General features: G+C 73.8%; 1 protein-coding gene and 1 pseudogene. Both read right to left on the bottom strand.

From position 1 onward, the window contains the following. A pseudogene (locus CCN37_RS36370) lies at positions 1 to 270 on the bottom strand (ATP-binding protein); the annotation flags it as partial. Positions 271 to 323: 53 nt separating this feature from the next. Further along, positions 324 to 1,271 (bottom strand): zinc-dependent metalloprotease (locus CCN37_RS36365; protein ID WP_210408374.1); only part of this gene is annotated, 948 nt, incomplete at its 5' end.

The raw sequence follows: 1,271 nt of genomic DNA, 5'->3' as shown, positions 1-1,271 counted from the left end.
CCGCGTGGTGCCCCTGCGCACTCCGAGCAACGGCCGCCCCCAAGGCGGGTCCAGCGCGCGCATCCCGGCGATCGACCGCGTTCCCGAGCCACGCCCGAGGCCGAGCAGAACCGTCTCGGCCTGGTCGTCGAGGGTGTGTCCGAGCAGCACGACGCAGTCCGGGTCAGGCCGCGCGTCGAGCAGCGCCGCGTACCTCGCTCGCCGTGCCGCCGCCTCCGGTCCGCCGGGCCCTTCCACGCGCACGGGGAGCACGCGGGCCATGAGGCCGAGCGCGGAGNNGCGAAGCGCACCGCGGCTACCGCCGGATCGGGTCCGCCCACGGGTCAGGCGTTCCGGTTCAGCCAGCGCGCCGGGTCGCCGATCTCCGCGCGCGTCGGCAGCGTCTCCGGCGAGGTCCACACGGTGTTGAAGCGCTCCATCCCAACTGCTCCGACGACGTGGTCGACGAAGGCCGAGCCCTGCGCGTACTGCCTGACCTTCGCGTCCACGCCGAGCAGCGCGCGCAGCAGCCGGTCCACGTTGCCGCGCGGACCGCGACGCACGCTGAACCGCGCGCGGATCGTGCCCACGCTCGGCACGACCGAGGGGCCGACCGCGTCCATCACGTGCTCCGCGTGCCCTTCGAGCAGCGTCGACAGCGCGAGCAGCCGGTCGAGCACCACGCGCTGCTCCGGGCTCTGCAGCAGTTCGAGCAGCCCGACGCTGTCCTTGTCGCCCTTCTCCGAGCGCGCGGTCTTCAGCGCTTCGGCCATCCTCGTCAGCACCGTCGCCGTGGACTCGTCCATGATCGACAACAACTCGCCGACCTGGGCCGCGAAGTACTCGCGCAGCCACGGCACGGCGGTGAACTGGAGCCGGTGGGTGGACTCGTGCAGGCACACCCACAGCGCGAAGTCGTCCTCGGGCACCCGCAGCGCCCGCTGCGTCGCCACCACGTTCGGCGCCACCACGAGCAGCCTGCCGTCCGGTCCGTCCCCGCCGAACGGGTCGTACTGGCCGAGCACCCGCCCGCCGAGATAGGCCAGGACCATGCCCGCCTGCACCCCGGCCGTCCGCGCGAGCACGTTGCCGCGCAGTCCGGGGCTGTTCCTCGGCAACGCGTGATCGGTGAGCGCGGCCAGCCCCGCCGTCGCGGCGCGCACCCAGCCCGCCCTGTCGACCACGTCACCCGGCAGCACCGGCAGCCCGTGACCGAGCCCCGTCAGGTCGCGAACGTGGTGTTCCGCCTGCACGGTTTGCTCGCGCATCCGGCGGACGGCCTCACCGGCCTC

Origin of the sequence: Allokutzneria sp. NRRL B-24872, from assembly GCF_002155965.1 — a bacterium.
Lineage (GTDB): Bacteria > Actinomycetota > Actinomycetes > Mycobacteriales > Pseudonocardiaceae > Allokutzneria.
The sequence above is the reverse complement of the archived record's forward strand: the minus strand, read 5'-3'. Positions and strand labels throughout refer to the sequence as shown.